We start from the raw sequence: 24,852 nt of genomic DNA, 5'->3' as shown, positions 1-24,852 counted from the left end.
TAATTAAGTTAATTAATTTAAATCTATTATAAAGGAATCTATTCTACTTCTTCATATGTTTCTCTTCATTTTATTATTGAGAAATATTTTCTGTATCCCGCACTATTACGATTACAAAAGCTTATAAATGAATACTTATTTCCCCTTTTACTCTCCATATCCTGTTAAATACGTACTTTACATTCGAGCATTTTTACACGTTAATCACTCAAAGAAATATTTTGATAATTCATATAAAACTAGAAAAATATAATTTCTATTCTAATTTCTCACTATAAATTTATTTATGTTCTGTATTATCCCCTATCATTATCCACGTAGTACATAATCTGTTATATAATAAATTTATAGAATTTACAGAAAAATGAGCTCCTTCATGTTACAACAACTATTCACCTCACCTATTCTATCCGTTCAAGCCTTACATCCAGGCTATGAAGATCATGCAAGCGACGTTTTTCTTGTTCAAACAGAAGATGCAGAAGTTATCGTTCGTTCTTCTAAAATGAATGAAGAGCCAAATAATGATTTTTGGTGCGGATGCAAAAATCTATTTGGAATTGACCCAAGGAACGTGCATCATTTGGAAACGGTGCATACATTGCTGCAAAATCATACTAATCTTCCCATCCCAACTATTTTAGAAAAACATATTTTAAATGATCGAGAGTTCGTTGTTGTCGAAAAGTTAGTAGGTAAAACAGTTCAATCCTTTATCGGGCAACCAGATTCTATATTGTTCAATCTCGGACAAGGACTAGCAAAAATTCATATGTTTAAAGCAAATTTCATAGGAAATCCGTCAAGTACGTTCCAAGTTCCACTAGATGAATTCCAGCCACACATTTTAAAAGTGAGTAACGAGCTAGTGAATATGTTTTATTCCGATAACGAGAGCATACAGAATGCATTTCATAATTTTGAGTCACAGCTCTCTTCCTTGCCAACACCGAAGGAATCTACACTCGTTTTAATTGATATGGACCCTACTCAGTTTTTATCAGATGGTACATCTATTACGGGTTTAGTAGATACTGAAGCTTACGCAGTTGCTCCACGAGAGTTTGATTTTATCGGATTAGAATATGTACTTACAGAAAAAGAGGCTCATGCTTTTAAATGTGGTTACGAAACAATTATGTCTATTCCTCATCTTGAAGAATGTAGACAGCCTTATCGTTATTTGTACCGACTATTATCTGTTCAAGGTAGTGTGGAATTAAAGAAATGGTTAAGTTACCCATCCTATTTTTAGATACGAATGAGAGGGATTATGAAATGGATATTCAGAAAAAGAGTTCTTTAACAGAAAGTGAAATACAGCAATTGAAAGATTTAGCTTATATTTGCGGGCAACAAGACACTCTTGATTACTCCTCAGATTTACATATCAACTTTTTAACGAATCGAAATGAAGATCAAACAAACGATTTTCTTCTTTATAACGGGACTCAATTAATTGGTGCTTTAAATATGTATGATTTCGAAAGACCAACAAAACTTGAATTAATAGGCTTTGTACATCCTCATTTTAGAAAACAACGATTCGGAACTAACCTGTTACAAACTGCAATGAAAGAAATACAAAAAAGAGAGGCAGAAGAAGCTCTTCTTATTATGAATGGGGATTCTGCTTCTGGAAAAGAATTTGCAAAACAGATGAAGCTACCTTATTTATATAGCGAGTATAGTATGGAGTTCAAAGCAAAAGAAATTCAAAAAACAACGGAGAGTAATATACAGCTTACTCTTGCATCTTCCGAATCACTTCTGGGCCTTATTGAAATTTCTAGTAAAGCTTTTGGAGATTCAGTAGAAAATACGGCTACATGGTTACAAAAAATGATAACTTCACCTTCTCATAAAGTTTACAGCGCTGTTATTAATGAAAAAGTAATTGGAACAATTACAGTTTCGCAACAAGAACATTCTACTACTCTGTCAGGATTCGCTGTCCATCCTTCCTATCAAGGTAAAGGATACGGTAAAGCTATTTTAAGCTATATGACACATACACTCTTCACAAACGGTGCTACAACAATTGAATTGCAAGTTGAAACAAAGAATAATAATGCTTTGAAGCTTTATACACAATGCGGTTTTGAAATTGTCACGAAGCATGACTATTATAATTTGATGAATAGTAAGGAGGATATTTATGTCTAAAAAACTTATTTATTCTGATTATGATATTTTCGCATCCATTTATAATAAACATTGGGGGCATTTTGCAGAACTCTCCTATCCCAAATATGAAAAACTCATTTTACAATTTGCTCCCAGTCATTCCCGTGTATTAGATCTTTGTTGCGGGACTGGTCATCTTACTAGGAAACTAATTGATAATAATTTTGTAGTAACCGGTATAGATGGTTCTGCTCAAATGATTGAATACGCACGTCAAAATGCGCCAGATGCAACCTTTATCGTCGGTGATGCTCGCTATTTCAATGTAAATGAGCAATTCCACTACGTCATCTCTTCGTTTCATATTTCAGAGAAGGAATATGTTTGTACAATTGATTCTACATATGATAATGAAAATAAAAAAGCAGAAATGAACTTCATATTATTTAAACATGATACAAATGGGATTTGGAAAAGAAGTGACTTTTCTTTTGAAGAAGCATGTTACTCAAAAGACGAAATTATAAACTTTTTAAAATCTGTAGGGTTTAACAATATTCAATTACACGGTACAAATAGAGTATTTTTCACTTGTCAAAAATAAAAAAACTGAATCAAAATGATTCAGTTTTTTCTTAATATATTTACAACAGCAGTCGTTTCATCATTTTCTTTATACACACGTGGAATTCTTCTATCTAACATACATGTAATTTCATAGTTAATTGTACCTAACATATCAGCTATTTCTTCTACTGCAATCTCTTTTTCACCTTGTTTGCCGTAGAATACAACTTCGTCTCCTACTTGTACTGGCATTGCATTTGTAACATCTAGCATAAGCTGATCCATACAAACACGGCCAATTACAGGTACTCGTACTCCATTAATTAATGCATGCCCTTTATTAGATAACTGACGATTATAACCATCAGCATAACCAATTGGTACAGTTGCAATCCATTCGTCACCCGTTGTTACATACGTATTTCCATAGCTAACACCACGATTTTTCTTCGCATGTTTAACATGAGCTACTTTTGATTTTAAAGACAACGCTGGCTGTAAGGAAGCAACTGTATGATCCACTTCTCTTGAAGGATACATACCGTAAATTCCAATACCGACACGAACCATATTTTGAAATGTATTACTAAGTTCCATTGATCCTGCACTGTTTGAACTATGAATATATGGAAAATGAATTCCTAATTCTTCCGCTGTATTTACAGCTTTCTCAAACAAACTTGTTTGCATATTTGTATAAGTTTTATCTATTTCATCAGCGGTAGAGTAATGTGTAAACATCCCTACTACTTCTACATATCGCATACGTTTTAACTCTTCAAAAAACGGTTTAACTTCTTCTTCCTGTAAACCGATACGGCTCATTCCTGTATCAATTTTCACATGAATTCGCACTTTCTTTTGAAGATGGTTTGCAGCTTCATCTATACCTTGTAAATCTTCTACTCTATAAACAGTCATCATAACGTCATATTGAATTACATCTTCTACAGCTGCTACTGGTGTATATCCTAAAATTAAAATAGGTACAGTGATTCCAGCTTCTCTTAATTCAATTGCTTCGTCTACAAATGCAACTGCAAGTTGGTTTATTCCTGCTTCAATAGCCGATTTGGCAACTTCAACTGCCCCATGACCATACCCATTCGCTTTTACAGCAGCCATCATTGCAATATTTTCATCATTCACACGTTTTTTAAATTCTTTTACATTATGTTTTACAGCATTTAAGTCAACTTCAACAATTGTATCTCTTCCATATTTCAAGCTCATTGGTCTAACTCCTAACTCAATAATTACATTCCATTCTATTTCACGTTTCATATGACCTTTTACAATATAATACTTTTCACTATGCTAGTCAAACTACTAGAATTTTCAGAATTTTTAGTATGATATAATACCCTTAATAAACTATTATATACGGAGGCGAGGAGAATTACAATGTTTGTTCAATCCGCATTACATCAACTTAAAGTTGCTGTTGATACTTCTAGTCAAATACTTAAACAGTATACTGAAAGTGATTTGAAAATGAAATCAATTGAATCAAAGCGTTCATTATTTGAAATGTGCGCACACCTTTCTCTCATTTGTCATGCTGATTTACTCATATTAAATGGTATTACGGAAAAAGAGTTACATACCTTTTATATAGAACATACACCAGAAACAATTGTTCAAATGCAACAAACAATAATTGAAGGATACAATCTTCTCTCTAAAACATTTCTTTCCTATTCCCAAGAAGAATTAGCAGAAGTTATGACTGCCTATTGGGGTGTTTCTTACTCTCGATTTGAATGGTTGCTTGAAATCGTTGCACACTTTTATCATCATCGCGGGCAAATTCATATTTTATTAGTTGAGCATATTAAAGATCCTAAGATATCTTTATTCGAATAAAGATATCTTTTTAAATAATCTTAAATTCATTTAAAGCAAAAGCTATTCCACCTTCACTCGCCTTCTTTGTAACAAAAGCAGCTCTTGCTTTTAACTCTTCTCCACCGTTCCCCATCGCAATCCCTAACCCTACATACTGTAACATTTCGATATCATTTCCACCATCTCCGAAAGCAATTGCTTCTGATTTACAAATTTTCAGATGTTCCAATACCTTTTGAATTGCAGTTAGCTTCGATACTTTATTATCTTCCAACACATTCATAACGTAACCATGAAAACGTTCAAACGTAAGCATTGGATATCTTTTCAAAAATTTTTGAGCCTCTGTTTCATCAGCATACAGACATACACAATAAACCTCTTCTAACAAGTTTCTAACTTTGTCAGGATACTGCTCTAAATTTAACGTTTCGTTTAGTGCTCGTATTACACGTTCATCTTTCGAGGCAATACCATTCATAGCAAATTCTTCTGTAAAATAAGAAACGCTGTGACCGTGTAATTCAGCGAAACTTGAAATATCATGAACAATTTCACTTGAAAATACCGATTTATGTATAACTTCATTAGCACATTTTATATGTGCACCATTTGCAGAAATAAACGTATTTATGCCCAGCTCTTTAAATTGTGAGCATAAACTATATGGTCTCCCTGTTGTAACAACTACGTGAATCCCTTTATCTATTAATCTTTGTATCGCTTCTTTTGTACTTTCGTGCATACTTCTATCAATCTCACTTAACAGCGTACCGTCAACATCGAAAAATACAACTTTGTACATATCCTCTTACATTCCATCTAAATGATTTGTATCATTTATAAAATGAACAGTTTTCTGTTTATCGGTAAGCTCAATCAAACTAATTCCCGTATCTCCCATTTTAAAATAATAGTCCATGCTAATCGGCATTTGGAAAAATGCACGTAATATACTATTTATTACTCCACCATGAGCAACGATTGCAATTCGTTCATATGTATTCTCTGTCACGATTTTTGAAAAGATTCCTTCTATTCTCATTCGAAATTCAATAAATGATTCTCCATTCTCAAAGCGATCATGCAAGAACTTTGGCTCTGGATATTTTTTCGCTTCTTCAAAAGATAAACCTGCTTGTACCCCATTATTAAACTCCATTAATTCCTCTTCTAATTGAATTGGACACCCGATTCCTTCTGCTAATGTTTCACCAGTTTCGCGAGCACGTTTTAATGTACTTGCCCAAATGAAATCTGGCGCAAAATCCTTTTTCACTTTCTGTACAAGTCTTTGTACTTGTTGTCTTCCCTTTTCTGTTAATTCAAAGTCAGCTCGACCTTCATGTACATTTAAAATATCAGCTTCTGATTCACCGTGGCGTATTAGTAGTATTTGCATGTTTCTTCCCCCTTATCTCCTTTAAACCAAAAATAAATCTTAACATATTATTAAAACTTTTCAAAATAATAAAAGCAATCCCCATTCCTAAAGGAATGAAAATTGCTTTTATTACCAACTAATTTTCTCCTAAACTAGCTTTCGACTTTCCTCCTACTCCCCAATGTGAACTAGGTATTTCATTTACTAAAACACGTACACGCCCAACATCTACATCTAAATTTTTCGCAACCGCCTCTGTAACATCAAATATTAGATTTTGAATTTGCTCCTGCTTTCTACCTTCTATTATTTGAATTTGTATAATGGGCATTTTTATCTCTCACTTTACTATTTATTCACAAAACATCGCTACACTTCCTAAACCATCAAATTGTGCAATAATAGAATCTCCTGCTTTAAATGCAATGGCTTCTGATAATGCTCCACTTAATACGATATCACCTTTTTTCAATCCTTCATTTTGTAAACCAAGTTTATTTACCGCCCAAGCAATCGCCTCTGCTGGATGTCCTAGTACCGCTGCTCCTGTTCCAGTCGTAGCAATCTTACCATTCTTCGACATAACCATCCCTACATTAGCTAGTTCTATTTCTTTAATATCAATCCATTTACTTCCTAATAAAAACTTTGAAGAGGAACAATTATCTGCTATTACATCAGGTAATGTAAATTTAAAATTTAAATACCTGCTATCAATAATCTCTAAAGCTGGAGCGACATATTTTGTTGCCTTTAATACATCATCGGCTGTAACATTCGTACCTTGTAAATCCTCTCCTATTAAAAAAGCGATCTCTGGCTCTACTTTTGGATGAATCAATGTTTCGTATTGCAAGGGCTCCCATTCGAACGCTAACATATCATCCAACAAATATCCGTAAATTGCTTCATCAATACCCATCATTTGTTGTTTTGCCTTACTCGTTAATCCAAGTTTTACACCAACTCTTTTAGAACCTTCCTTCATTTTTTGTTCAATCAAACATTTTTGCACTCTATAAGCATCATCCACCGTTAAATCAGGATGCTTATCCGTTACTTTTACTACTTCCTTCCTATTCTTTTCAGCTTGAAGTAAATATTCAACAATTTCTATATCGGCCCCTTTTACTAACTTCACTTTTCACACCCCCGTTTTTATTTTTGCTAATTCTGCTGCTACATCTAAAATCATATCCTCTTGTCCTCCAACTACTTTTCTTTTCCCGAGTTCTATTAAAATATAACGGGCATCTACATTAAAGCGCTTTGCCGCTCTTTCAGCATGTAATAAAAAGCTAGAATATACACCAGCATACCCCATTACAAGACTTCCTTTTTGAATTTCTTGCGGTGCTGGCAATAAAGGTGCAACAACATCCTCAGCTAAGTCCATCATCTTATATAAATCTATATCTAGCTTATATCCCATACGATCCAAAACAGCGAGCAATACTTCTGTTTGGGCATTTCCAGCTCCTGCTCCAAGACACCGCACGCTTCCGTCAATACGTGTCGCACCTTCTTCAATTGCCGCCACTGTATTCGCTACTGCAACAGAAAGGTTATTATGGCCATGGAAGCCAATTTCTATATTTAAAGATTGACGTAATGCACGAATACGCTCACGTACTTCGTGAGGTAGTAAAGCACCAGCTGAATCAGTTACATAAATTGCTTCTGCACCATAATCCTCCATAAGCTTTGCTTGTTCTACTAATTTTTCAACCGGTGCAGAATGTGCCATCATTAAAAAACCGCATACTTCCATACCTAACTCACGTGCAAATTGAATATGCTGAGCTGAAACATCTGCTTCTGTTACATGCGTTGCTACACGAACAAGTTTCGCACCAATATTTGCAGCTTGCTTTAATTCATGGATAGTTCCAATACCAGGAATTAACAAAACAGCTACTTTAGCTTGCTTACACTCATCTACCGCTGCTTCAATCAGCTTCATTTCGTTAACTAATGACTTTCCATATTGTAATGTAGAACCACCTAAACCATCTCCATGACTCACTTCGATATAATGCATACCAGCTTCATCTAATGCCCTTGTTACAGAACGAACTTGTTCTTCTGTAAATTGATGTTTCATTACATGGCTTCCATCACGTAAACAAACTTCCGTTATTTTAATTGGCATTTCACTATTTCGCCTCATTCATTACACCTCTTTTCTTCTCCGAAATGATTTGCGTTGCAAATTCTTCACCTACTTTTAATGCCGCCGCTGTCATAATATCTAAATTACCGGCATAAGGAGGAAAATAATCTCCAGCTCCTTCAACCTCTAAAAATACAGTTACACGATTCCCATCAAACATCGGCTCTTGTTTTAAAGAATAACCTGGAACATACGTCCTAACTACTTCAACCATCTTTTGAATCGCTTCTTGGATAGAAGCCTCATCCATATACTTAACTTCACAATATACTGTATCTCTCATTAATATAGGAGGCTCTGCAGGGTTTAATATAATGAGTGCTTTCCCGTGATCTGCCCCTCCAATTTCTTCAATTCCACGCTTTGTCGTAATTGTAAATTCATCAATATTCGCTCTTGTACCTGGACCTGCACTCAAGCTTGAAATTGTAGCAACTATTTCTGCATATGTAACATTTGCCACTTCATTAATAGCATGAACAATCGGAATCGTTGCTTGTCCCCCGCACGTAATCATATTAACGTTTTGCTTATCTACAAAATTATTATTTTGTATAGCAGGGCAAACGAACGGCCCACATGCAGCAGGTGTTAAGTCGATTACTATTTTTCCAAGCTCTCCTAATACTTTTGCATGATAACTATGTGCTTTAGCTGAAGTTGCATCAAATACAATATCAGCTAAACTTGGATTATCAATAATTGCTTGTATTCCATTATCAAAAACCTCGTATCCCGCTTCTTTTGCTCGCTTTAAACCATCCGATTCCGAATCTATTCCAATCATGGCATTCAGCTCTATGACTTCACTTTTTCTTAATTTATACATTAAATCCGTGCCAATATTACCTGATCCAATAATAGCTACCTTTACTTTCTCCACATCTATCCCCCCTTTTTCAATCCTTTAATCTATATGAAGGTAACAGAAACCGATCCTAGTGAACCAAAATCAGCTTGAATACTATCTTTACTATTTACTGAGACTGCACCAGATAACGCACCTGGTAAAATTAACTCCCCTGCTTTCAATCCAATATTAAATTCATAAAGCTTATTAGCTAACCAAGCAACAGCTTGCGCAGGATGCCCTAATGCAGCCGCACCAGCTCCCGTAGCAATTAAACAATTATTCTTATAAAGTGTCATTCCTGTTGTACGTAAATCTACTTTATCAACGCTAGAGAATGTATCACCAATTACAACTTTTGCCGACGATCCATTATCCGCCACTGTATCAGCAAGCCTAATCTTCCAATCAGCAATTCGACTATCAATAATTTCAAGTGTAGGCACTACATATTTCGTCGCCATTAGTACGTCAACATATGTAATATTAGGCCCATTTAAGTCTTCTGCTAAAACAAACCCTATTTCTGCCTCTATTTTGGGAAATACAAAGGAACTTATTGAAATTTCACTACCATTTTCTATCTTCATATCATCTAGTAAATGTCCATAATCCGGCTCATTTACCCCAAGCATCTGCTGCATCGCAATACTCGTAAGTCCAACTTTCTTTCCAATTACACAACGCCCATTCTCCAACTTTCTTTCTACTACTTCAAGCTGAATATTATAAGCATCCTCAACAGATAAATTAGCATATCTCTCAGTAAATGGAGGTATCCCTACTCGTGAATTTTCAGCTTGTAATAGTTCATCAGCTAATTCTTTAATTAACAATTGCTTTCACCTCATTTTTCAAATTTATATATCCCCAATCAATGGCATTATAACTAGCCCCCACCTAACTATTTTATTTCCATAAATGTCAGATGGGAGCTTTGTACTTTAAGTTAAAACATCACCTTTATAATTTCATCGTAACCGTCTTAGCTTCCGTATAAAATTCGAAACTATGCCGTCCACCTTCTCTACCAATCCCACTCGCCTTCGAACCGCCAAATGGAGTACGTAAATCTCGAACATACCAACAATTAATCCATAGTAAGCCTGAATCAATTTGTGAAACCACTCGTTGCGCTCGTCTAAGATCATTTGTCCAAACAACTCCAGCTAGTCCATAAATGGAATCATTCGCAATGCGAATTGCATCCTCTTCCGTTTTAAATGGAATAACAACTAGAACTGGGCCAAATATCTCTTCTTGCGCTACGCGCATACTATTATCGACATCATATAGAATAGTAGGTTCATAAAAATTCCCTTCTATTAAACTTTCAATTCTTTTTCCACCATAGGCTAATTTTGCGCCTTCCGAAATTCCTATTTCTACGTAACGATCAACTGTTTCTAAATGAGATTTTGATACAAGCGCTCCCATATCTGTATCTTCAGAAAGAGGATTTCCAACTTTTATTCTTTTTACAGCCGCTACAAATTTCTCTAAAAACTGTTCATATACACTTTCTTGCACAAGTAATCTTGAACCAGCTAAACAAATTTCTCCTTGGTTCCGATAAATAGCTTCAATCGATCCTTGTACCGCTTCATCTAAATCTGCATCTTCAAATACGATATTTGCTGATTTACCCCCTAATTCTAATGAAACAGGTATTAAGTTTTCTGATGCATTACGCATAATTGTTTTTCCTGTATTACTTTCTCCAACAAATGAAATTCTTCTTACAGCTGGATGTGTTGTCATTTGTGTCCCAACAGTATTTCCTGGACCTGTAATAATATTAAGTACACCTGGAGGTAGTCCTGCATCATTTGCAATTTCACCGAGCATAACTGCACTTAAAGGAGTATAGGAGGCTGGTTTGACAACAACAGTATTACCAGAAGCAAGTGCAGCTGATGCTTTCCACGTCATTTGCATAAATGGCAAATTCCAAGGAATGATTAAACTAGTCACTCCCGCGGGAGCATACTTTGCATATGACATAAAGTTATGTTTGTCATAATGCTCATGCACCATATATTTAGCCATTTCAGCAAAGAAGCGAAAATTATGAGCCGAACGTGGTATATCGAATCCTTTACTTTCTTTAATTGGTTTTCCAACATCAAGAGTTTCTATATACGCTAGTTCATCCACTCTTCCCATAATCAAATCCGACATTTTGCATAAAATATTCGATCGCTCTTCCACAGGCATTTTACTCCAAATGCCGCTTTTAAATGTACGTTCTGCCACATCAATTGCTCTTTTTGTGTCCTCTTCATTTGCCTTTGCAATAGAAGCTAGCTTTCTATTCGTCGCTGGATTGAACGTATCAAACGTTTCGCCAGATATGGAATCCACATATTGTCCATCAATAAACAATTTCGCATCTTTTACTTTCATTTTGTCAGCTAATAATTCTTTGTTCACCTTCCTTACCTCCTACTTCTCAATTTCTAAAACCATCTCAATTTCAATTGTTGTGTTATTAGGTAATTGAGCCATACCGACTGCTGAGCGAGCGTGTTTTCCCTTTTCCCCAAAAATATCTACTAATAAATCAGATGCCCCGTTCATTACTTTTGGCTGATTGATAAAATCTTCCGTACTATTTACAAAACCAAGCAGCTTTACAACTCGTTTCACCTTATTTAAATCACCTAATTCGTTTCTCACAACACTTAATAAATTCAACATTGATTGTCTTGCTGCTTTATATCCTTCATCAATTGAAATATCCTTGCCTAATTTCCCGTGATACTCATCTACACCTTGTCCAGCAGTAAATAATAAATTACCTACTTTTACACAACTAACATAGTTCCCAACTGCTGGGCGAATAGCTGGTAGTGTGATTCCTAACTCACTTAGTTTGTCCTCAGGTGTTTGTACTCTCTGCATATGCTACACCTCGTTTTTTTATATCAATATTTAAAAATCCCGCTGCATTTCCCCCAAGCATTGCTGCCTTTTGTTCCTCCGATAAACCGACTGTTTCATCAATCACTTTGCCTGGATCAATTTCTCGCAATAAAAATGGATAATCCGAACCCATGAAAATCTTTTCATGTCCAAATCTTTCAATCATATATTTCAAATTAATAGGATCATAATTTAAAGAATCAAAATAAAGTTTCTTTGCATAATAACTAGGAGGATGTGTAGTCAAACGTAAATGAGGCCATACTTTCCAGCCTTGATCTAATCTTGGCAAAATATACGGGAAAGATCCGCCGCCATGCGCAAAACAAACCTTTAGCCGTGGAAACTTTTCCATTATCCCACTGCATATTAGGGTAGCTGCCGCAAGTGCTGTTTCACTTGGCATCCCGACTGTATACATAAAATTATGGTGAGGCATTCTATCGCGCCCTAATGTTTCCCATGGATGAATAAAAATCGGAACTTGCCACTTTTCAGCCATTCGAAAGAATTCAATAAACGATGGATCATCTAAATTTTTACCATTTACGTTTGTGCCAATTTCAATACCATGTAAATTTAATTCCGTTATACAACGCTCCATTTCACGAATTGCAGTTTCTCCATCTTGCATCGGAACCGTTCCTAACCCTACAAAACGATCTGGATGTGCTAAAACTGTTTCTGCAATAAAATCATTTTGAATACGTGCCATGCTTTCGGCTTCCTCTGGTTTTGCCCAATACGAAAATGTAACAGGGATTGGCGATAAAACTTGAATATCTACACCTTCACGGTCCATATCTTCAATTCTTTTCTTAGGGCACCATACTTGGTCTGTCACGTCACGAAAGTTTTTACCTCCAACCATAATACTTGCACCACATGTACAAGTCCGATTTAATATTGGCCAACGACCGCCACCAAACTTCTCTTCAAAATCCGGAAAAGTTTCAGGAATAATATGTGTATGAAAATCTATTCGCACTTCCATTCCTCCACTTCTTCTGGCATAATGTGACCGCAGTTTTTACATGCTCGAATTTCCTTATTTGAATTAAAACTATGAATTGCTTCTTTTACTTGTTTTTCAATATCATTTAATTGAACACGTACACGATGCATTTCATGATTACACTCGTCACAGAACCAAACGAAATCCTCAAGTTCTCCTTGGCTACGTTTTCTTTCAATTACTAGCCCAAATGTGTTAGCAACGCGATGTGGTGAATGTGGTACCATAGCTGGTAGCATAAATACATCCCCTTCTTTTACTGTGACGACTTCCCGCTTACCTTCCTCTGTAATACATTCCACATAACATTCACCTTTAATTTGATAGAAAAATTCATCTGAAGGATCTACGTGGAAATCACGTCTTCTATTTGGACCACCTAATATCATCGCGATAAATTCCGAATCTTGCCAAATAACCTTGTTATTTACTGGCGGCTTTAATAACTCCTTATTCTCATCAATCCATTTTAGTAAATTAAAAGATTGTAATGTTTTAGACATATTTTTTCCTCCTCATTATTCCTTTTATTTATATCGTTTTAAAAGACCAACCGAGTAAAGAGCTAGACTTTTGCAACTCTCCTTGACATACATGATTTCTAATTCTCGTTGAAGATATTCGCTTACCTTCTTCACAACACACATCTTCAACTATAGAAATATTGAAGTGCTCTCGTAGAAGCTCTATATCACCCTCTCGATTTTTTCCGAACCTAAAATCTTGGCCAATATAAATTTCTACAGGACATAACCTTTGTAGCTCTTTAACAAAATGACTCGCCCTTTTCGTTACATATGACTCATCAAAACGAATCACAACTATATGTTCAACACCAAGGTTCTGAAGACGTTTCACCTTTTCATCAATCGATGTTAATACTTGTGCCCCTTGAAAATAAGAACGTGGTGGTGGATCAAATGTATACACAACATTTGTAATCTTTAACTTTTTCGCCTTCTCAACTGCTTTTTTAATAACGGCTTGATGGCCTTTATGTACGCCATCAAAAGCACCAATTGAGACAATAGATTTCGTTAATTCAGGTATACGTTGCTCATGTATATAAATGATTCTCACCTCTCTTCTTCTAGAGTTAAATTTCCAAATAGCCAAATTCCTTCGAAATCAAATTTGCCGTATTCATCACACTTTGAATTATGATTTCACGATTACTTCCCTGCATATACGATATAGGTCCAACAATATTAAGTGCCGCAATGGTTCTCCCAGTATAAGATCGAATAGGAGCTGCAATCCCATACAATCCATGCTCATTTTCATTATCACTAATTGAATAACCTTGCTTACGAATCGTCTGTAACTCTGTCTGGAATTGTTCCACGCAAGTAATTGTATTGGGTGCTCGTGGTAAAAGCCCTTCTCCTGAAGTATATTCTAGGGGCGAAGGATTAAATGAAAGAAGGACTTTCCCTGTACTTGTACAATATGCAGGCTCTCTTGATCCAACATGTGTTGAAATTTGAACGGTCTCCTTTGATGAAACTTTCAAAATAAATACAACATCACCACGATCAAACATACCAATATGCACAGTTCCATTAAAATTCCTTACAAGCTCTTCTACAAGCGGTATTGCCCCACTATATATTTCTTGCTGAAACATTACTTGGTTTCCCCACTCTAACAATTTCCAACCTAGTCTATATTTTCTTTGCTCATCTTGTATGAGCATTCCTTCAGCACACAACGTACGAACAAGGTGATGAACCGTACTTGCATTCATATTTAATTTTTCCGCTATTTCAGAATTTCCTAGTACCGGTTCATCACTAGTAAAACAATTTAGAATCTTGCAAATTTTACTGATAGAAGCGATCAAATCATTTACCTCCCCTATTCCAGTTACAGTTCTCTAGTTTTAGATGTTGTTAAAAATATAAGAAGATTTACATCCTAACAGTAAAATTCTTGTTATCATCTGTTGCTCCTTCCTTTTTTAAATAAAATTGTAAGCGCAAACATCTTTACTTAGCTTAAAGCACCTTCAGATGAACTTGATTGCAAAGCATTGTTTACTAGGGAAAACGTTTGTTGTTTTTTGTACGCATTATAAAACATTCCCATTTTACGCACCGGATCTCCAGAATAATAACGCTCATATTGTAATAACCGTTGCCCAAAAGCTTCTCCACATAAATCCCATGCTAATTTAAATAAACGAACTCGTTCTTCAGAAGATACTCCTTCACGCCCAATATAGTATTTTTCCATATCGTCTTGAATTTCGGGATTCATAAAATCTGCACCTGTCGGTGACATTAATAATCCACCAGCACCAATGGTTTGAATAATCTCAATTGCACGTGGATACATTTTAGGTAATAAACTGCGTATTGTATCAAGTGGCAACCTTGCAGGAACAACTTCTCCATATGGATTCGTTTCATATTCATACTCAGCTACTTGTAAGAGCGCACGTATCGTTTCTACATCTTGCATAAGCTCTGCTAACTGGTTTTGAACATTTAAAAAACCATCTACTCCTATCGAATCTGCTAATTTCATAGCTACTTCAGCAGCGAAAGAAAGCTTAACTAATCCTCTTACCGCAGATTGATGCGCTGGTTGATGACCAATTCCCGTTTTAGGATACAATTGATTCCCAGCTTCTATATTTTGATAAATAAATACTTTATCCCATGGGATAAACACATTATGAAATACTAGTAATGCATCCATTTCCTCAAACCTTGATGCAAGTGGATGATCAAATAGAGAACGTTTTCCATCTTGCATTGGCTCACGACAAAGAATTCTTAGTCCTGGTGCATCAATTGGAACTGCAAAAGAGATTGCATGACGTTCATCACCTGGTTTAAAACTCGGATAAGAATATATAATTACTTCGTCTGTAATCGGAGCAAGTGTCGCTAACATTTTAGCACCACTAACATACATCCCTTCCGCTGTTTCACTTACTACACCTAAATGCATCGTTTCATCTTCTTGTTGATGAGAAGCCTTACTCCGATCATTTTGCGGATTAATAATCGCATGTGTTAAAAACAAATCATTATCCCGTATATGCTTATAATAATTTTTTATATTCGCTCCCCATTCTGAATTGAACTTCTCAAAAAACCACGAATTACTTGCCATTGAAGTAACTGTTACATTTAAAAAATCTGGTGTTCTTCCCATTAAACCAAAGGTAGCTTTTGCCCATACTTCAAATAATTCACGACGTGCTTTTAAGTCCTCATAATTTTTTGGCACTAAAAAGGCATTTGAGACCCTTTCCCCTGTCTCTTCGCATATATGAGTAATCTTATCCTGATATTCTGGATTGTACTGCATATCATATAAGTTAGCAATTTGTAAAATAGGTTCGCGAAAAACATCTTCATTTACTACATCCGTTACTCTTCTCCCGCCAATCCAAATTTCAGGATTTCTTTTTCTTAATCCTTCAATATACTGTTCCCCTGTTCTAATTGCCATTCTTTCCCCTCCAATTTCTCATAATAATATACTAATAAGTTTAGAAACTCCATTAGATGACTGAATTTTCAATCATTATATCAATTTTAATAAATACAATTTCTCTCTTATTTCACATTATGAAATCTTAATAATTTTTTAAGCAACACAAAAAAAGAACGGTCTCCCGTTCCTCACCCATTTACTTTCTCTGCATCGTTCCAATAATACTTACTCAATGCTTCTGTTAATACATCAATCGTGTTATATAATTCATCCAATGTATTATCAACACCACCAACTTCAATTAACATTGCGTTTTTAGATAAATCTTGATTATAAACACCATTTCCATCTTTTTTATACTTCGGAAAAATCCCTCTACTTAATCCGTAATAGTTTTCATCTAAATAACTATTGATCGCCCTTGCAATCTTTTCATTTTCGGCACGTCCTTCATTTTCCATCCCAATTATAAAATATAATCTTGCATACGATTTCCCATTAATTACTTTTGTTGTTACCTTCTTCCGCTGATCATCACGGTGTATATCAATCGGAAACGCAATTTTATTATTTTGTGCTAATGTTTCTTTTACATATTCATGAGACGCTTTATATGATTGCGGCCATTTCCATTTTTTACTCGCTAATAAATCCCCCATATTCGTTTTATCATGAATTACCGGAATTCCTTGTCCTTCAAGCTGTTCTTTCATACGTTTCCCTAGTAAGGACACATTTACATCTGGACTTGATGGATCGGTAGCCCCTGGTAATAACGGAAAGAAGGATTCCCAGCTATGTGTATGATAAATATATACTGCACTTTCACCTTTTTTCGCTCCGTTCTTTTTCTGAACCGGATTATTCTTTTCAGCTTCTGTAACTTTATCTTTTGCTACTTCTCGATCTTTCGTTACTTCTTCAATCGGTACACTAGATTCGTTGGGGATATTCGTAAAGTTTGTCCCTTCACCAGCTACGATAATATTCGAGTAATACTTTGACATACCAGGTACTTCTTTCCCGACAAATGTTCTTAAATCTTTTATTTTCAAATCTGTCGCCATAGAGAACATTAAATTCCCAACTGATTCTCGTTTATTTTGCTTAAAATAATCAAATCCATAATAGCGATTCTCACTTTCTATCATTTGAACAAAACCTTGCATAGATACTTTTCCAAACCATTGATTCGCATAATTCGATTTTATTGTATGTAAAAGTGACGTCAAAATCGACGCAATAATAATTACTATTAGTGCATATAAAAAGAGTACCGAAACTAGTTTTTTCCCATGTATACGAGTTGCATACTTTTTCACTGTATCACCTTCTTTATACATGGATATGTACAAGCCTTTCGTAATATACGCAAAAAAAAGAGAAATGGCATCCCATTTCTCTTTCTCATTCTTATTGTTCTTTACCTGCATCATTTGAAGGTAATTTCTTCGCTTGTTTTTCTTTAAAGATTTCTCCAATTGCACCAAGAGTACCCAGTGTTTCAATTGCATTAGATGGAATAAATACTTTATTTGCTGGACCTTTCGCAACCTCAATCAGTGATTCAAATGATTTATAAGCAAGTACGCGTTCATCTAAATCTGCTGCACGAAGTAATTCAATTCGATTTTGTTCCGCTTTTGCGATTTCCTCAATCGCTCTAGCTTCCCCTTGCGCTTCTAATTCTTTTGCTTCTTTTATACCTTCAGCCTCGCGAATACGCGCTTCTTTATCCCCTTCAGCCATTAAAATTTTACTTTGTTTTTCCCCTTCAGCACGAAGGACTTTATCTTGTTTTGCTGCTTCAGCTTCTAAAATAATCGCACGTTTATTACGCTCTGCTTTCATTTGTTTTTCCATCGATGCTTGCACATCTTTCGGCGGGTTAATATCGACTATTTCAACACGTTCAATACGAACGCCCCATTTCTCTGTTGCCTCATCAAGCGCTAAGCGAATTTCTGTTGAAATTTTTTCACGGCCTGATAATGTTTCATCAAGTTCCATGTTACCAATAATTTGACGCATCGTTGCAGAAGTAATATTACGAACACCATATTCATAATTTGAAATACCGTATGTTGCAAGTTCTGGTTCCACAATTTGATAGAAAATAATTGTATCAATTTCTACTTGAACATTATCTTTCGTAATTACTTTTTGCGGTGGTACATTCGTTTGTTGAATACGCAAATCATGATATACACGAACACGATCTACAATTGGGATTAATATATTTAATCCTGGGTGCATAATACGCTGAAATTTACCAAACCTTTCAATGACCCCAACTTTTTGCTGAGGAATAATTTTAATTGTTAACGCGACAAATGTAATAACAATTAGTGCGAAAATTATCGTTAACGTTAATGCTACCATATTTATTCACTCTCCTTTTTCACTTGTAATATAGTACTATGCCTCTTTATAACAACGACTTTTTCTCCAGTATCAATAGGAGCATCTGAAATAGCTGTCCAAGTATCTCCATCCACTTTCACAATACCATTCACTTCGCTTGTAATCGCTTGCATAACAATCCCCTTTTTACCAACAAGTTTATCTACTGTATCAGTAAAACCTTTTGCTTCTCGAAAGTTTTTTGAAATTCTTTTCGTAAAGAAAGTCAATGTTAAACTTACAATCGCACCAGCAACAAGTTGTACAAATAGTGCATCAGGAGCGAATAAAGCAATAAGACCTCCGACAACAGCTCCAATTCCAAGCCAAAGCATGTAAAAAGTAATCGACAACATTTCTGCGATAAATAAAATACCCGCTATTATAAACCAAATCACCCAGCCAGCCATATGCAACCCTCGCTTTCTTTCTCATTTTCTATATGTATATGAAGAAAAGAATGGTTTATCCGCCCTTTCTCACACAGGGGCGTTTTGCTACAAGCTATTATACACATTCGCTGTTACAAAAAGCATTAATAAAATACTATATTAGTATATTCTTCATTATACATGAAAATTCCTTTCAAAAAATGACAAAAAATTTAATTCTTTCAACAATACTGCTTTTTAATAATTATAATTAAAAAGCAGTATTGATTTGAAAGGTGGTATTCTTATTGCCGAAACGTTCACTAGCTTACTATTTAGGCTTCAAAATATGCATTACTCTCGCTGATATTGTATATATAATGATTATTACCACTCACATCTATATCACAATTAAATCAGCTACAATTACCGATATTTTCGGTGTTCTTACTATTTATATTATCGCTTCTTTTCTTATTTTATGTTCTGCTTGTTTGTCTTTTAGCTTATTAAAATATCAAAAGACAGAGAAGCAAGATATTTCATTTTAATCTATAAAGTAAAAAGGACAGGGTTCACCTGTCCTTTTGTATTCTCTATTCATGATAAGTTTGGTATCATTCTATGTTTTGTCGCTTGTTCAAAAGCATACGCTAGTTTAATTAATGTCCCTTCACTAAAAGCAGTACTTGCAATCGTAATTCCAAAAGGCCTCCCGCTTTTCATATATCCATCCGGTATTGCTATAGACGGATAACCTGCTTTCGCACATATAGTAGATCCTATATAAGAAGGGAACAGTATCGCATCAAGATTATATTTTTCCAATGCAAAATCAATACCTTGTTCTTGAGAAAAGTATAAATCTTCTAATCTTGCCTTTACATATTCAGGATTTCTTAACGTATTAGGAAAATCTTTTTTTCTTTCTAACTTAGTTTGTCCATATTTCAAAGCTCTTTCTGCTATGTTTTTATTAAACTCCATTAACTCCGAAATAGAATGTACTGGAATAGTAGAAGGTAGTTTAGACAGATAGTTATCCAGGCTATGCTTCAGCTCATAAAGTGGAACTCCCCAACTCCATTCTCTGTGAAAAGAAGGAATATCAATATCTTCTACGACTGTCGCTCCCTCACTACGTAATACTTGGATCGTTTCCTTAAACAATTTTTCATCGTACTCACCAGATTCGTAATATTCTTTTGTTGCATTGCTAAACACACCAATCTTCGCTCCCTTTAACCCATTAATATCAAGATAAGTTGTATAATCCTGCGCTGTCCTTCTTTGACTTTTGAGAGTAGCTGCATCCATCTCATCCACTCCCGTTAAGCTCCCTAATAGAATAGCAGCGTCTGTTACCGTTCTAGCAAACGGACCGGCTGTATCTTGAGAATATGTGAACGGAATAATTCCTCTACGGCTAATTAAACCAACTGTCGGTTTAATACCTACTACAGAGTTTTGAACAGCTGGACTTAAAATAGAAGCATCTGTCTCTGTTCCAACGGATAATACAGTAAAGTTAGCAGCAACTGCAACGGCAGACCCTGTACTCGATCCTCCAACAAACATATCATCCTTGCCCGTTCCATATGGATTGATTGTTTGACCGCCTCTAGCGCTATATCCAGCCCACATTTCAAAAGACATTCCGTTTGCTAATTCTGTCATATTTACTTTCCCTAGTATAATCGCACCTGCTTCTCGGAGCTTTTTAACAAGAAATGCATCTTCACTACTTATATTTTGTTCCAGGGCAATCGTACCTGCACTTGTATGCATTGAGTCATTCGTTTCAATATTGTCTTTAAGTAAAACAGGGATACCGTGTAATAGGCCTCTTACACCTTTTGTCTTTCTTTCATGATCTAACGCTTCTGCAATAAAGATAACATCTGGATTGATTTCTAAAATAGAATTGATTTTCGGACCATCTTGGTCATACTTTGCGATTCTATGAAGATAATACATGACTAATTCTTTTGAAGTTAACTTCCCATCCTTCATCGCAGTTTGTATATCATGAATGGTTAATTCTTTTTGCAATAATGTATTAAACTGAATTTCCATTTTCATTCTCCTTTTATAAGCCCTATTATATATGACGTATATCTATTACTTTTTCATTTTCTCCGCTCCTCGCATTAACAACTACTATCCCTATACAGGAATTCAACTCACCTATTTAAAAACCTTTAATTTCCAGAGAAATAAAAAAAGTCTGAAACGAATTCAATATCGCCTCAGACTCTTTTTATTATTTTACATATACCTCTTCTAGCAAATGTAAAAACTCTCCTTGTTTACCTGCTAATTCAGGGCATTTGTTAATATCAACCCACTCATAACAAAATACTAAACCTTTGTCTTCCTCACCAGCACTTACTATATGTTCCCACGTATCTTTCACATCTGTTAATAATGAAATGTGGAAAAAATGACGTTTTTGATATTCCTTTTTTTCTTTCATATAAATAATGTAATCAGAAAGGAAACGCTCGATACAAAAATGGCGTAGCCCTGACTCTTCTTGTACTTCACGTAAAATTGCTGTTTCTAACGTTTCCCCTTCATCTACTGTACCACCTGGCACTTGGATACCAGCCTCTCGTATATCACGATGTTTAAAAACGAGTAGTTGCATAACCCCTTCTTTTTCTCTCGTAATATATGCATGTACCTTTTTCTTATATAACATCGTCATCTTAGCCCTCTCCCCTCAATTCATTACTGCGTTACTTCTTCAAGCGTCAGTTGGTTTTCATATAAATATGTAGCTTGCGGATTCCCAACATACCGTACATGCCACGGTTCATAACGATAACCGGTAATCCCTTCTTTCTCTTTCGTATATCGAATAACAAAACCAAACTTATGAGCATTTTCAGAAAGCCACTTTCCTTCTTTTGTCTCCCCAAAAACAGTTTCTAACTGAAATTTAGCAGATTGAGATGTAATATCCATAGCTAGTCCTGTTTGATGTTCACTCGTACCAGGGACTGCACTAGACATCGCTGTCTTTGCTTCTCCATCTTGTTTTTTATACATTGCATTTAATGCTTTTTGTCGATCAAAAGATCTAAATCCAGAGACTGCAAAAAGGAAAATCCGCTCATTATCGGCTTGCTGAATCATTTCCTCAAGTGCCACCGCTGCCTCTTTCCTCATCTTTTTCTTCTCTTGATCACCTTCACTAGAGTAACGTACTTTCGGAACAACTAAATCTGGCGGTCTATACCCATCTGGTAAACGCCTATTTTTATTCACAAGTACAAGCATCGAATTTGGATTACTAATTACTGCGATATCCCCATCCATATTAGCAATCGTTTCTTTAGCTTTCGGAAATATATTGTTTACATTTACTTCCCGCGCCTCTTGCTCCTTGTACATCTTATAATTTATTCCTGCTACTCCAACAATCAGTATCATTGCTACGGTACCAAGTAGTGCCCATCTTTTTTTCATATAACGACCTCTTATTTTAATAATTTGGCCATTTCATACTCATCGATACCTTTTCCATCGATGATAAGAGCAGATTTTTTGACACCTTCTTGTGCAAATCCAATTTTGCTATATAGTGCCTGAGCTCTTGTATTGTGGGCCATTACCGTTAATTCTAAACGCCATACATCATGTAATCTTGCCCACTTCTCTACTTCTTTAAACAAACTCATTCCAATACCTCGGCCACTATACTCTTGCAAAATACCAATTACAATTGTTGCCACATGTCTCCTTCTTTGAATGTTATTACCGTTAACTAAAATAAACCCTATTACTCTCTCTTCCTTAACCGCTACAAATATTGTTGCATATTTATTTTCTATAAAACGGTGGATCATTTTTTCTTGTTGCTCTACTGTAGTTTTTCGTTCTCCAGGTTCGTATAACATAAATTTCGTTTCTTCGTCTAATTGCTTATTTAATTGTAAAAACGATGCCGCATCTTCTACTCTAATCTCCCGAATCACCTTGATCACCCTACCCATTTTGTTAGTTAAAAATTTTCCTTGTAAAAAGATTTTCTCCACTATTCCGAAAATCCCTTTTTAAATTCCTTACTATAAATAGACAAATTTCGATATTGCTATAATGATAGGAAATTATGTCTATAATGTGACATGTCTTATTGACCACAACTTATGCTCAAAAAAAAACGTAAGCTTCTCACTTACGTTTATCCATTCACTTTTTCAGCTTGCCAAAAATATTCTCCAAATGCTTTAGCAAGAGCATCAATCGATCTATTTAATTCTTCATCTGTATTATCTACACCACCAACTTCAATTAAAATCGCTTGTCCTGATAAGTCTTGATTATAGACTCCATTTCCTGTTTGGAATCCTTTTTGAATTACACCACGGCTCACTCCTGGATATTTCTTATTAATTTCCTCATGAAGAGCTGTTGCTAATTGTAAGTTTTTTTCATAGTTTTTGTTACCTTTCCCAATTACAAAAGCAAGCTTTGCATATGATTTATCTCCAATTGTTTTTGTCGTGACGTTTTTGCGTGCACTATCACGGTGCAAATCAAAAAAGTATTGGAGTTCTTTATTTCCAGTCATAGCTTGTTGTACAATTTCTCGGGACAATTTATAAGAACTATTACTGTTTAATCCTTTACTTATTAACCTTTGACCAACATCAGTCTTATCGTTATTGGCTCCAATCCCTTCACTTTCCAGTTGTTCCCGAAAGCGCTCCCCAACTATTGAAATATTCGTTACAGAACTCGTTGCTTTATTCGGATCTGGGTCATTCGTTAAGTTCAGTAACGGCAAATAAGATTCCCAACTATGTGTATGATAAATAAATGCAACTTGTCTTTTCCCCGTCGTTTGAGCTGGCTGTTTCTTCTCTTTATTCGGATCAGGCTTAGGAACTTGTCCAGCTTCTCCAGTCCGTTCCTTCACTACTTCTTCAAGAGGAACGCTCGACTCTATCGGTAAATTGGAGTAATTTGTTCCTTCACCTGCTATAACGATTTCTGTATCATACTTCCCAAATCCCGGAAGTTCTTTCCCGACAAAACTACGTACATCATCAAAACGAATATTCGTAGCCATCGAAAAGAGGAATGAAGAAATAGAAAAGTCTTGATTCAAATTCCGGTACTCCTGTGTAAAATAATGATTCTCTTTCCCAATAACGTACATGTAACCATTCATTGATAACTCATTTAACCAATTATATAAATACGTTGACTTCGTCTCTTTCATAGAAGTTACCATCACACTAATAAGAAAAAAAGTCGCTAATACCGTAGTAATAACAAATAAAATTAACTTGCGTACACTTGTTAATTTCACATAAAAAAAGCCTCGATTCATACTATCACCCTCTCTATTTCAAGTTATGTACAAGCTCTAGAGAATAGACCGCTTAAATTTCGGCTATATTGTTAATGAGGTGAAATGAATTGAAGCTACTAATAGGAGCATTACCAATCGCTCTATCAATTACTTTTTATTTACTTGCTTTACATCCTAAAATTCGTATTACGCTACATATTTTCGCATACTTAGCACTGTATATACTCGGGACAATTATTTCTATTAATATATATGATGTTTTAATACAAAATTTAGTTTTCATGACAAGCATTCATGGAATTTTACTAAATCCACTTTTTCTACTTACAGGAGCATATATAGGTATATACACTTTGTACTTAATTTTGTCTCAAATTATTATGAAACTAATGAATATAAAAAATGGAGCGTAA

28 protein-coding genes and 1 pseudogene are annotated in these 24,852 nt (G+C 35.2%); 6 read left to right on the top strand and 23 right to left on the bottom strand.

Going from position 1 to position 24,852, the window contains the following annotated elements; all coding sequences use genetic code 11:
* Positions 1 to 376 precede the first annotated feature (376 nt).
* The 3 genes from FT637_RS25455 to FT637_RS25445 are packed head-to-tail and all read left to right on the top strand — an operon-like array spanning position 377 to position 2,731.
* A complete protein-coding gene (locus FT637_RS25455; RefSeq protein WP_193648665.1) occupies positions 377 to 1,255 on the top strand; it encodes a nitrate reductase in 879 nt (292 codons plus the stop codon).
* Between the two features lie 23 nt (positions 1,256 to 1,278).
* A complete protein-coding gene (locus FT637_RS25450) occupies positions 1,279 to 2,166 on the top strand; it encodes a GNAT family N-acetyltransferase (protein WP_193648664.1) in 888 nt (295 codons plus the stop codon).
* Positions 2,159 to 2,731 carry a class I SAM-dependent methyltransferase gene (locus tag FT637_RS25445; protein ID WP_193648663.1) on the top strand — a complete coding sequence of 191 codons (573 nt, stop codon included), beginning with the start codon at positions 2,159 to 2,161 and terminating at the stop codon, positions 2,729 to 2,731. The genes FT637_RS25450 and FT637_RS25445 overlap by 8 nt, the downstream gene beginning before the upstream one ends.
* A 20-nt stretch (positions 2,732 to 2,751) precedes the next feature.
* Here the strand turns inward: FT637_RS25445 and alr are convergent, their stop codons facing one another.
* Positions 2,752 to 3,927: an alanine racemase gene (alr, locus tag FT637_RS25440; protein WP_193648662.1), complete on the bottom strand. Its 1,176-nt coding sequence runs from the start codon at positions 3,925 to 3,927 to the stop codon at positions 2,752 to 2,754.
* 171 nt (positions 3,928 to 4,098) lie between these two features.
* Between alr and FT637_RS25435 the strand changes: the two genes are divergently transcribed.
* The gene (locus FT637_RS25435; protein WP_193648661.1) at positions 4,099 to 4,560 is read left to right on the top strand and encodes a DinB family protein; all 462 of its coding nucleotides are present in this window, start codon (positions 4,099 to 4,101) and stop codon (positions 4,558 to 4,560) included.
* A gap of 10 nt (positions 4,561 to 4,570) precedes the next feature.
* Here the strand turns inward: FT637_RS25435 and FT637_RS25430 are convergent, their stop codons facing one another.
* The 17 genes from FT637_RS25430 to FT637_RS25350 all read right to left on the bottom strand — a co-directional run bounded on the left by FT637_RS25430 (position 4,571) and on the right by FT637_RS25350 (position 19,152).
* The gene (locus tag FT637_RS25430) at positions 4,571 to 5,347 is read right to left on the bottom strand and encodes a Cof-type HAD-IIB family hydrolase (protein ID WP_193648660.1); all 777 of its coding nucleotides are present in this window, start codon (positions 5,345 to 5,347) and stop codon (positions 4,571 to 4,573) included.
* A 6-nt stretch (positions 5,348 to 5,353) separates the two neighbouring features.
* The gene (locus FT637_RS25425; protein WP_193648659.1) at positions 5,354 to 5,944 is read right to left on the bottom strand and encodes a histidine phosphatase family protein; all 591 of its coding nucleotides are present in this window, start codon (positions 5,942 to 5,944) and stop codon (positions 5,354 to 5,356) included.
* Between the two features lie 118 nt (positions 5,945 to 6,062).
* Positions 6,063 to 6,257 carry a 4-oxalocrotonate tautomerase gene (locus tag FT637_RS25420; RefSeq protein ID WP_193648658.1) on the bottom strand — a complete coding sequence of 65 codons (195 nt, stop codon included), beginning with the start codon at positions 6,255 to 6,257 and terminating at the stop codon, positions 6,063 to 6,065.
* A 21-nt stretch (positions 6,258 to 6,278) separates the two neighbouring features.
* Complete coding sequence (locus FT637_RS25415) at positions 6,279 to 7,067, bottom strand: 2-keto-4-pentenoate hydratase (RefSeq protein ID WP_193648657.1); 789 nt, start codon at positions 7,065 to 7,067, stop codon at positions 6,279 to 6,281.
* A gap of 3 nt (positions 7,068 to 7,070) precedes the next feature.
* Entirely contained in the window at positions 7,071 to 8,096 is a 1,026-nt protein-coding gene (dmpG, locus tag FT637_RS25410) for a 4-hydroxy-2-oxovalerate aldolase (RefSeq protein ID WP_193648656.1), read from the bottom strand.
* Complete coding sequence (locus tag FT637_RS25405) at positions 8,083 to 8,982, bottom strand: acetaldehyde dehydrogenase (acetylating) (protein WP_193648655.1); 900 nt, start codon at positions 8,980 to 8,982, stop codon at positions 8,083 to 8,085. The genes dmpG and FT637_RS25405 overlap by 14 nt, the downstream gene beginning before the upstream one ends.
* Before the next feature lie 29 nt (positions 8,983 to 9,011).
* Entirely contained in the window at positions 9,012 to 9,785 is a 774-nt protein-coding gene (locus FT637_RS25400) for a 2-keto-4-pentenoate hydratase (protein WP_193648654.1), read from the bottom strand.
* Between the two features lie 127 nt (positions 9,786 to 9,912).
* On the bottom strand, positions 9,913 to 11,382 hold the full coding sequence (locus FT637_RS25395) for an aldehyde dehydrogenase (protein WP_193648653.1): 1,470 nt from the start codon (positions 11,380 to 11,382) through the stop codon (positions 9,913 to 9,915).
* A 12-nt stretch (positions 11,383 to 11,394) separates the two neighbouring features.
* Complete coding sequence (locus FT637_RS25390; protein WP_193648652.1) at positions 11,395 to 11,853, bottom strand: RidA family protein; 459 nt, start codon at positions 11,851 to 11,853, stop codon at positions 11,395 to 11,397.
* Positions 11,831 to 12,868, bottom strand: a complete 1,038-nt coding sequence (locus FT637_RS25385; RefSeq protein ID WP_193648651.1) for an amidohydrolase family protein — start codon at positions 12,866 to 12,868, stop codon at positions 11,831 to 11,833. Before FT637_RS25385 ends, FT637_RS25390 begins: the two co-directional genes overlap by 23 nt.
* The gene (gene nbaC / locus FT637_RS25380) at positions 12,853 to 13,392 is read right to left on the bottom strand and encodes a 3-hydroxyanthranilate 3,4-dioxygenase (RefSeq protein ID WP_088058417.1); all 540 of its coding nucleotides are present in this window, start codon (positions 13,390 to 13,392) and stop codon (positions 12,853 to 12,855) included. Before nbaC ends, FT637_RS25385 begins: the two co-directional genes overlap by 16 nt.
* A gap of 28 nt (positions 13,393 to 13,420) precedes the next feature.
* Positions 13,421 to 13,969 (bottom strand): FAD synthetase family protein, encoded by a 549-nt coding sequence (locus FT637_RS25375; protein ID WP_193648650.1) that lies wholly within the window; start codon positions 13,967 to 13,969, stop codon positions 13,421 to 13,423.
* 16 nt (positions 13,970 to 13,985) lie between these two features.
* Complete coding sequence (locus FT637_RS25370) at positions 13,986 to 14,732, bottom strand: IclR family transcriptional regulator (protein WP_193648649.1); 747 nt, start codon at positions 14,730 to 14,732, stop codon at positions 13,986 to 13,988.
* Positions 14,733 to 14,881: 149 nt separating this feature from the next.
* Positions 14,882 to 16,354, bottom strand: a complete 1,473-nt coding sequence (locus FT637_RS25365) for a 4-hydroxyphenylacetate 3-hydroxylase family protein (protein WP_193648648.1) — start codon at positions 16,352 to 16,354, stop codon at positions 14,882 to 14,884.
* Between the two features lie 173 nt (positions 16,355 to 16,527).
* Positions 16,528 to 17,775: a stage II sporulation protein P gene (spoIIP, locus tag FT637_RS25360; protein WP_319805967.1), complete on the bottom strand. Its 1,248-nt coding sequence runs from the start codon at positions 17,773 to 17,775 to the stop codon at positions 16,528 to 16,530.
* Positions 17,753 to 18,721, bottom strand: a complete 969-nt coding sequence (locus FT637_RS25355) for an SPFH domain-containing protein (protein ID WP_193648647.1) — start codon at positions 18,719 to 18,721, stop codon at positions 17,753 to 17,755. Before FT637_RS25355 ends, spoIIP (FT637_RS25360) begins: the two co-directional genes overlap by 23 nt.
* A 2-nt stretch (positions 18,722 to 18,723) precedes the next feature.
* Positions 18,724 to 19,152, bottom strand: coding sequence for an NfeD family protein (locus tag FT637_RS25350; RefSeq protein ID WP_193648646.1), 429 nt, complete (start codon positions 19,150 to 19,152; stop codon positions 18,724 to 18,726).
* 269 nt (positions 19,153 to 19,421) lie between these two features.
* Here FT637_RS25350 and FT637_RS25345 point away from each other — a divergent pair.
* Positions 19,422 to 19,568 (top strand): annotated as a pseudogene (locus FT637_RS25345) (MFS transporter); the annotation flags it as partial.
* Positions 19,569 to 19,713: 145 nt separating this feature from the next.
* Here FT637_RS25345 and FT637_RS25335 read toward each other — a convergent pair.
* The 5 genes from FT637_RS25335 to spoIIP (FT637_RS25315) all read right to left on the bottom strand — a co-directional run bounded on the left by FT637_RS25335 (position 19,714) and on the right by spoIIP (FT637_RS25315) (position 24,457).
* Entirely contained in the window at positions 19,714 to 21,189 is a 1,476-nt protein-coding gene (locus tag FT637_RS25335; protein WP_193648645.1) for an amidase family protein, read from the bottom strand.
* 187 nt (positions 21,190 to 21,376) lie between these two features.
* Entirely contained in the window at positions 21,377 to 21,823 is a 447-nt protein-coding gene (locus FT637_RS25330) for an NUDIX hydrolase (RefSeq protein ID WP_098775954.1), read from the bottom strand.
* 23 nt (positions 21,824 to 21,846) lie between these two features.
* Entirely contained in the window at positions 21,847 to 22,587 is a 741-nt protein-coding gene (locus FT637_RS25325) for a D-alanyl-D-alanine carboxypeptidase family protein (RefSeq protein ID WP_193648644.1), read from the bottom strand.
* An 11-nt stretch (positions 22,588 to 22,598) separates the two neighbouring features.
* On the bottom strand, positions 22,599 to 23,096 hold the full coding sequence (locus tag FT637_RS25320) for a GNAT family N-acetyltransferase (protein ID WP_193648643.1): 498 nt from the start codon (positions 23,094 to 23,096) through the stop codon (positions 22,599 to 22,601).
* Between the two features lie 206 nt (positions 23,097 to 23,302).
* Positions 23,303 to 24,457, bottom strand: coding sequence for a stage II sporulation protein P (gene spoIIP, locus FT637_RS25315; protein WP_193648642.1), 1,155 nt, complete (start codon positions 24,455 to 24,457; stop codon positions 23,303 to 23,305).
* A gap of 89 nt (positions 24,458 to 24,546) precedes the next feature.
* Here spoIIP (FT637_RS25315) and FT637_RS25310 point away from each other — a divergent pair, with 89 nt between their 5' ends.
* On the top strand, positions 24,547 to 24,852 hold the full coding sequence (locus FT637_RS25310; protein ID WP_193648641.1) for a hypothetical protein: 306 nt from the start codon (positions 24,547 to 24,549) through the stop codon (positions 24,850 to 24,852).

Origin of the sequence: Bacillus cereus, assembly GCF_015071065.1 — a bacterium.
GTDB lineage: Bacteria > Bacillota > Bacilli > Bacillales > Bacillaceae_G > Bacillus_A > Bacillus_A cereus_BA.
This window is presented reverse-complemented; position numbering and strand designations above follow the sequence as displayed.